At 63.9% G+C, this 6,196-nt stretch carries 8 protein-coding genes; 4 read left to right on the forward strand and 4 right to left on the reverse strand.

Translation table 11 applies throughout. The features are described 5' to 3' along the window. Nucleotides 1–56 precede the first annotated feature (56 nt). A complete protein-coding gene (locus tag AC6R19_RS13425; protein ID WP_500580347.1) occupies nt 57–434 on the forward strand; it encodes a YkvA family protein in 378 nt (125 codons plus the stop codon). A 1-nt stretch (nt 435) separates the two neighbouring features. On the opposite strand, the gene AC6R19_RS13430 is transcribed toward AC6R19_RS13425, so the two are convergent. The 4 genes from AC6R19_RS13430 to AC6R19_RS13445 form a co-directional block, all read right to left on the reverse strand. Continuing rightward, on the reverse strand, nt 436–654 hold the full coding sequence (locus AC6R19_RS13430) for a GDCCVxC domain-containing (seleno)protein (RefSeq protein ID WP_500580348.1): 219 nt from the start codon (nt 652–654) through the stop codon (nt 436–438). Between the two features lie 56 nt (nt 655–710). Continuing rightward, nucleotides 711–1,124, reverse strand: a complete 414-nt coding sequence (gene merR / locus AC6R19_RS13435) for a mercury resistance transcriptional regulator MerR (RefSeq protein WP_500580349.1) — start codon at nt 1,122–1,124, stop codon at nt 711–713. Nucleotides 1,125–1,195: 71 nt separating this feature from the next. After that, nucleotides 1,196–1,753: a L,D-transpeptidase gene (locus AC6R19_RS13440; protein WP_500580350.1), complete on the reverse strand. Its 558-nt coding sequence runs from the start codon at nt 1,751–1,753 to the stop codon at nt 1,196–1,198. Nucleotides 1,754–1,915: 162 nt separating this feature from the next. Continuing rightward, nucleotides 1,916–3,115, reverse strand: coding sequence for a permease (locus AC6R19_RS13445; protein ID WP_500580351.1), 1,200 nt, complete (start codon nt 3,113–3,115; stop codon nt 1,916–1,918). 119 nt (nt 3,116–3,234) lie between these two features. Here AC6R19_RS13445 and AC6R19_RS13450 point away from each other — a divergent pair, with 119 nt between their 5' ends. The 3 genes from AC6R19_RS13450 (at nt 3,235) to AC6R19_RS13460 (ending at nt 6,035) form a co-directional block, all read left to right on the forward strand. Continuing rightward, nucleotides 3,235–4,539, forward strand: a complete 1,305-nt coding sequence (locus AC6R19_RS13450; RefSeq protein ID WP_500580352.1) for a DnaT-like ssDNA-binding domain-containing protein — start codon at nt 3,235–3,237, stop codon at nt 4,537–4,539. Next, on the forward strand, nt 4,454–5,110 hold the full coding sequence (locus AC6R19_RS13455) for a replication protein P (RefSeq protein WP_500580353.1): 657 nt from the start codon (nt 4,454–4,456) through the stop codon (nt 5,108–5,110). Before AC6R19_RS13450 ends, AC6R19_RS13455 begins: the two co-directional genes overlap by 86 nt. Nucleotides 5,111–5,288: 178 nt before the next feature. Next, nucleotides 5,289–6,035, forward strand: coding sequence for an outer membrane beta-barrel protein (locus AC6R19_RS13460; protein WP_500580354.1), 747 nt, complete (start codon nt 5,289–5,291; stop codon nt 6,033–6,035). The last annotated feature ends 161 nt before the right edge of the window (nt 6,036–6,196 follow it).

Below are 6,196 nucleotides of genomic sequence, written 5' to 3' on the forward strand. Positions count from 1 at the left end.
TTGGGCGGGCAGAGGCGGAGCTGCTATGCTGGCCCCAGCACAGGATGGAGATAGCCATGCGATGGCTGAAGCGCTTCGCGCGGCGCATGAAACGGCAGCTGCAGGTGCTGTACCTGGCGAGCCGTGATCCCCGGACTCCCCTCGCCGCCAAGCTCCTGCTGATCCTTGTCGTCGCCTATGCGGCGAGCCCCATCGACCTGATCCCGGACTTTATTCCCCTGCTCGGCTACCTGGACGACCTGTTGCTGCTGCCGCTGGGCATCTGGCTGGCGGTCAGGCTGGTGCCGCCAGAGCTTTGGCGGGAGCTGCAGGCCCGCGCGCAGGCGCAGCCGCTGTCACTGCCGAAAAACCGCCGCGCCGGCGCCATTGTCGCGGCCATCTGGATAGCCGCGCTCGCCGCCGTCGGCTGCTGGATTTGGAAGCGGCTCGCGTAGCTCAGCCGCCGCAACAGCCGGCCCCCGTCTGCTCCGGTGGGCAGGGCACCGAGCCGTAGGAGCAGAAGACACAACACTTGCCGGGCAGTGGCTTCAGCAGCGAGCGGCAGTAGTCGCACTCGTAGAACCACTGGCAGGCGTCGGTGGGCATGGTTTCGGTTTTTTGATGGCCGCAGTGGGGGCAAGTCAACCGCGACTGGAGGATCGGGCTTTCGGCCATGGCTGGCTCCGTTGCTATGGGCGGAGCCAGTCTAGGTTCCGTACCCGGGTACGGAATCAAGCCCCATCCGTCTCCGGCAACAGGGATTCGATGATCGGGCACTGGCCGGGGTCGGGATTTTCGCGACAGCGGCCGAGCAGTTCGGCCAGCACCGATTCCAGGCGTTTGAGGTCGGCGATCTTGCCGCGCACGCCATCGAGCTTGTACTCCGCCATCTCCCGCACCTGGTTGCATTGGGCATTTCCCAGCGCCAGCAGGTTGGCGATTTCGTCCAGGGTGAATCCCAATTCCTGGGCGCGCTTGATAAACAGCAGCCGCTCGAGGGCTTCCCGCGGGTAAATCCGGTGGCCCTCTACCGGCCTGGGGGGCTGGGCAATCAGGCCGCGGCGCTCGTAGTAGCGCACAGTCTCCACGTTTACACCGGCCCGATCTGCCAGGCGGCCGATCGTCAGCACATCCTTGTCATTCATCTATCCGGGACCTTTGGAAGAAGCAGAGTTCCACCATAAAACCAAATCCGCGGCGTGCCAAGCCGACGCCATCAATGGGTAACAGTCACCGGGGTGCCCACCGGCGCGTGGCGGAAAAATTTTTGCGCCATATGCCGGGGCATGCGCACACAGCCGTGGGAGGCGGGATAGCCGGGCACGTCGCCGGAGGCGTGGAAACCGATGCCGCCGTTGAAGCGGATAAAGTAATCCATCTTGGCGCCGCGGTAGTAGGTACCGGGTGGACGGCGGTGCTTGCGGGTGTCCACGTCGGCGCGCACCACCCGGTGGGTGTTCCTGTCCACATAGCTGCCGTAAAGGGTGGATCTGTGTTTGAGTTTCTTGCCCCTGACCCGGTAGCTGCCCTTGGGGGTCCGGTAGCCGGATCGGCCGGACGAGATACGGGATACCCCCACCAGCTCGCTGCCTTTATAGAAATAGGCCCGCTGCTCCCCCAGGGAGACCCGGATTGAAGGTGCCCCCGCCGCATTCACCGCAGCTTCCTCGTCGAACCAGCTGGCCGGCTCGGCAATGACTGGAAGCGCCAGCAGGGCGACAAAGCACATCGTTAGTGTGGTGACATAATGTCTGTACTGTCTTATCGGGTGCATAAACAGTCCTCCCGCATAGGCAGCTTAGTGTCGCGGGGAGCCGCTCCGTAGCCTCTCGCTCCCGGGGCAGCCAGGACTTCACAGATCCCCGCAAGTTTCCCGGCGCAATTGGTGGGGCCGGATATTCCGCAGTAAGCGCCAAAAACCGCGCGCGGGAGAACTTCAGGCCGGCAGCAGCGCGCCGATCACCAGCCAGGCCAGCGCCAGTAGCGCCAGTACCAGCAGTATCTTTTCGCTCAGTGAGTCCGTACTCAGGGAGGGCAGGCCCTTGCTTTTAATCCGCCAGGCGAAAAAGAAAATACTCAGCGCGAGAAACGCCAGGTTCAGGAACAGGGTGTAATCGACCTTGAAAAACTCCCGCTCGGTCACGCTCTTGCCGCTGCCGGATTCCGGCAGCAGGTCCAGCAGCGCGAAACCGTAGTGCAGCAGCAATGCGCTGGCCACCAGGATGCACAGGAAAACGGCGAGCACGTACAGGGCCATCCTCCAGCCGTAGTAGCGCGCCTGGATGCGCAGCACCGGCAGCACCACCAGGTCGCTGAAGATAAACGCCATGATCCCGGCGAAGGCGACGCCGTTGTCGAACAGCACCGCCGCCAGCGGGATATTGCCCATGGAGCCGATAAAGGTGAAGAAGGCTGCAAGCGGGCCTACCAGGCACTGCAGCAGCACCTGCCAGAATGCCGGCTCCGGCTCGCCGGAGCCGACGAACAGCGCCTGGAAAAACGCCCTGGGCACGAAGGCAGCGATAACGCCGGCGACGGTGAAACCGATGGTGACGTCCTTCCACACCATCTTCCACTCCATCACAAAGCGCTCGGCCACGCGACGCCAGCCGCCGGCCGAGCGGATCAGCTGCCGCCAGTCGGGGATCTCGCCGGAGTCCTCACCACCCTCCGCCTCGCGGGTCCGCTCCCGCGCACGCTCGACCATTTTTTTCGGGTAGGTCACCCGCACCAGCAGCCACATCAGCAATATCAGGAGCACGCCGCCCAGATACTCGCCGACGACGAACTGCCAGCCGAGGAATACCGCGATCACTATGCCCAGTTCCACCACCAGGTTGGTGGAGGCCAGCAGGAAGGCCAGGGATGGCACCAGTCCCGCTCCCTTGGCGAAGAGCGCGCGTGTCGTCGCCAGGGCCGCAAAGGAGCAGGAACTGGAGATGAAGCCGAAAAATGTCGCCAGGCCCACACTCCCGGGCCCGGCCTCGCCCATGCTACTGCGCATCCGCTCGCGGGTCACGAATACCTGGATCAGGCTGCTGATCAGGTAGCCCAGGGCGAAGGCCCAGAAGGCCATCCAGAAGAGCCCCAGGGTAGTGACCGCTGCCCTGTGCCATAACTCCAGAAATGTCTGCACGCTTCGCCCCTGCTGCCAAAGCCCCGGCTTTCCCAGCTTACAGCTTAGCGAAGGCCCACCGGTCACGATGGGCCGACGGGGTCCGCGCAAGCGCAGGTCAGGGGTGGTAGAATCGCGCCATGAAACACCCCCTGCTCCCGGAAAGACCCCTGTGCATATCCCCCACTCTGGCCGCCACCCTCGGCCTGGAGGAGGCGGTATTGCTGACCGCACTGGGGGACCTGCTGCCCTTCCTGCCGGTGGAGGCCCACCCGGGGCGGGACTGGTACACCGCCGACGGCGGGCAGCTGCAGCAACTGCTGCCCTTCTGGCAGCCGGCGGATATCCAGCGGGTGGCCACCAGCCTGCGCAACCAGGGCGCCCTGCTGCTGGGGGCGGCGCCCTATGGCAGCAGCGAGATACTCAAGTTCGCGCTACCCCTGGGCAATTCCCGGCCGGACACACAGGTGCCGCCGCCGGCCGCGCGCAGCGCCAACACCATCGCCCCCGGCTGGCAGCCGGATGCCGAGACCATGGCGCGCATCGCCCAGTTGGGGGTTCCGGAGCACTTCGTGCGCGAGCAGCTGCCGGAGTTCGTCACCTACTGGCGCGAGCGCGGCGAGCCGCGCCACTCCTTCGGCTCCCTGTTCCTGAAGCAGGTGAAGAGCAAGTGGGAGGCCTTCCGCGCGACGGCGCAGCGCAAGCAGGCGCTGCCGGAAGGCTGGCGCCCGAACGGGGAGACGCTGCGCAAGCTGTCCGATGAGGGGGTGCCCAGTACCTTCGTGCAGCGCGCCCTGCAGCGCTTCGTCGACTACCATCGCTCCAGCGGCAAGCAGTCCATATCCTGGGACCTGGAGTTCAACGACTGGGTGATGGAGGACTGGGAAAAGCAGGACGCGCCCTTTATCGAGAAGCGCAAACCCACCGCCATGAGCCGCGACTGGCAGCCCAGCGAGCACACCTGGGAGCAGCTCAGGCGCCTGGCCATCAACCCCAATTTCGCCGCCGAACTGCTGCCGGAATTCATCTACAAGTGGCTGGAGCGCGGCGGCCACAGCGCCCGCTGGGGCGAACTGTTTATCGAATACGCGCGCGAGGAGTGGGCCTACTACTGCCAGGGTATCGAGAAGAACCCGGTGGCCAAGCCCATTCCCCGCAACTGGCAGCCGGGTGGCGACTGCTTGAGCCACCTGGTGAACCAGTGTGAAATAGACCGCGACTTCGCCCTCTCGTTAGTACCCGAATTCATCATCTACTGGCGCGGCCAGAACGCCGCGCGCAAGAGCTGGGACGCCGTCTTCGTGCGTCACGCGCGCCACCAGTGGGCGGAGCGCAACAAGCTGGCAATAGGAAACTCTTATGGCAGGCAAGACACCGGTAACACGACAAACCAGAGGACAAGGGACAGATCCATCGGCGACATACTCACGGACACAAACTGGTAGCGGGCAGGAGCCGCTGAACGAGAAGAAGCGCGCGATCAACGAGGTCTTCGCGCTGTTCAAGCTGAACTACCACAACCAGTTCAGCGCCGCCTTCCCGGATACCGAGACACTGCACCACGCCAAGCGCCTGTGGCTCGAGGCCCTGGCCGCCTTCGAGCCGCAGGAGATCATGGCCGGCGCCAAGCGCGCGATACTGCAGAGTGAATACCTGCCGACGGTGCACAAGATGCTGCAGCTGTGCGCGGCCGGCGAAAAAGGCCTGCCGGAGGCCCGCGCCGCCTACCGCGAGGCCTGCAACGCGCCCAGCCCCAAGACCAATTTCAACTGGAGCCACCCGGCGGTCTACCACGCCGGACGCGAGTCCAACTGGTTCTTCCTCGCCAACAACCCGGAGTCGGTGGCCTACCCGGTATTCGCCGAACACTACCGCAAGATCTGTGCACGGGTGCTGGAGGGCGAAAAACTGGCTCTGCCTGCGCAGCTGAAACTGGAGGACAAGCCGGGCCAGCCGCTGTCGAAGGCCGAAAATGCGAAGAAGCTCGCGGCGCTGCGGGCCGAACTCGATATTTAATCGTTTACCCTGTAGGAGCGGCTGTTGGCCGCGATCGGGCTTTGCCGATAGCCGGTATCTACCGCGGCCAACGGCGGATGGCCGCCCCGCCGCTCCTACAGGGCAGGATCGAACAGAGCAGTTGAACAAATAGGAAAGCAGTAAAAATCTAATTCATCAAAACCCAGCAGGTAACGCCATGACCAGGCCATACTTTCTGCTAGCGGTACCCCTCCTCAGCCTCTGCGCCCAGACCAGGGCCGATTTCTACTCGCACAAATACGCCGGTATCAGCTACAGCGATGAGGCGCTACAGGGCTTCTGCGACGAGGCCGCACAGGTCGCGCAGGACCTCAATATCGACCAGCAGACTGCCAGCATCGGCAACTGCACCGAGCGCGGCGACGGCTGGAAAGTCTACGGCGGCTGGCGCTGGACACCGCATTGGGCGGTGGAGGCCAGCTACCAGCAACTGGCGGAAGGCGAAGCCGAGCTGGCACTGAACAACCTGCAGCTGCCCTTTGGCTATTTTCCCGAGTGGCGCGAGCGGGATCGGGTGAGCACCAGCCTGGGCAATGTGTTTCTCGTCGGCCACTGGCCCATCGCCGGCGGCTTGAGCCTGTTCGGCAAGATCGGCGGCGGCGGCTGGAACTCCACCATGAAGCAGCGTATCGACGCCATCGAGCTGCGCCTGCGACCGCTCCCCGAGGAGGAAGTGGCCGAGGGTGAGAGCGATGTGGAAATTATCGAAGTCCCGGTATCGGGCACCGTCAGTGACTCGCGCACCGGCTTCCACTGGAGCTACGGCGCCGGCATCAGCTACCGGCACCACAACAGCTGGACCATACGCGCGGAGTGGGAGTCATTCTCCGATGTGGGCAGCGACGATTTTTTTACGGCTGTCGATGTACAGGCTGCGTCGCTGGGGTGGAGTATGCATTTCTGAATCGACAGCGATCGCGGCCATGGGCCGCTCCTACAGACGTGTAACCCCTACGTTGTAGGAGATGTAATAAAGCGGCGAGGCATTGATCTAGCTTTGGAAGGGGTCAGTCCCCTAATCTGGTTGAGATTGAATCACAAGGTCGCTAAGCGCCTTAAACCAGA

Source organism: Microbulbifer sp. SE14, from assembly GCF_059834885.1.

Bases quoted from the DNA above. Each gene is read 5' to 3' on its own strand.
- AC6R19_RS13425 (WP_500580347.1), top strand. From the start codon at position 57: ATGCGATGGCTGAAGCGCTTCGCGCGGCGCATGAAACGGCAGCTGCAG.
- AC6R19_RS13430 (WP_500580348.1), bottom strand. From the start codon at position 654: ATGGCCGAAAGCCCGATCCTCCAGTCGCGGTTGACTTGCCCCCACTGC.
- merR (WP_500580349.1), bottom strand. From the start codon at position 1,124: ATGAATGACAAGGATGTGCTGACGATCGGCCGCCTGGCAGATCGGGCC.
- AC6R19_RS13440 (WP_500580350.1), bottom strand. From the start codon at position 1,753: ATGCACCCGATAAGACAGTACAGACATTATGTCACCACACTAACGATG.
- AC6R19_RS13450 (WP_500580352.1), top strand. From the start codon at position 3,235: ATGAAACACCCCCTGCTCCCGGAAAGACCCCTGTGCATATCCCCCACT.
- AC6R19_RS13455 (WP_500580353.1), top strand. From the start codon at position 4,454: ATGGCAGGCAAGACACCGGTAACACGACAAACCAGAGGACAAGGGACA.
- AC6R19_RS13460 (WP_500580354.1), top strand. From the start codon at position 5,289: ATGACCAGGCCATACTTTCTGCTAGCGGTACCCCTCCTCAGCCTCTGC.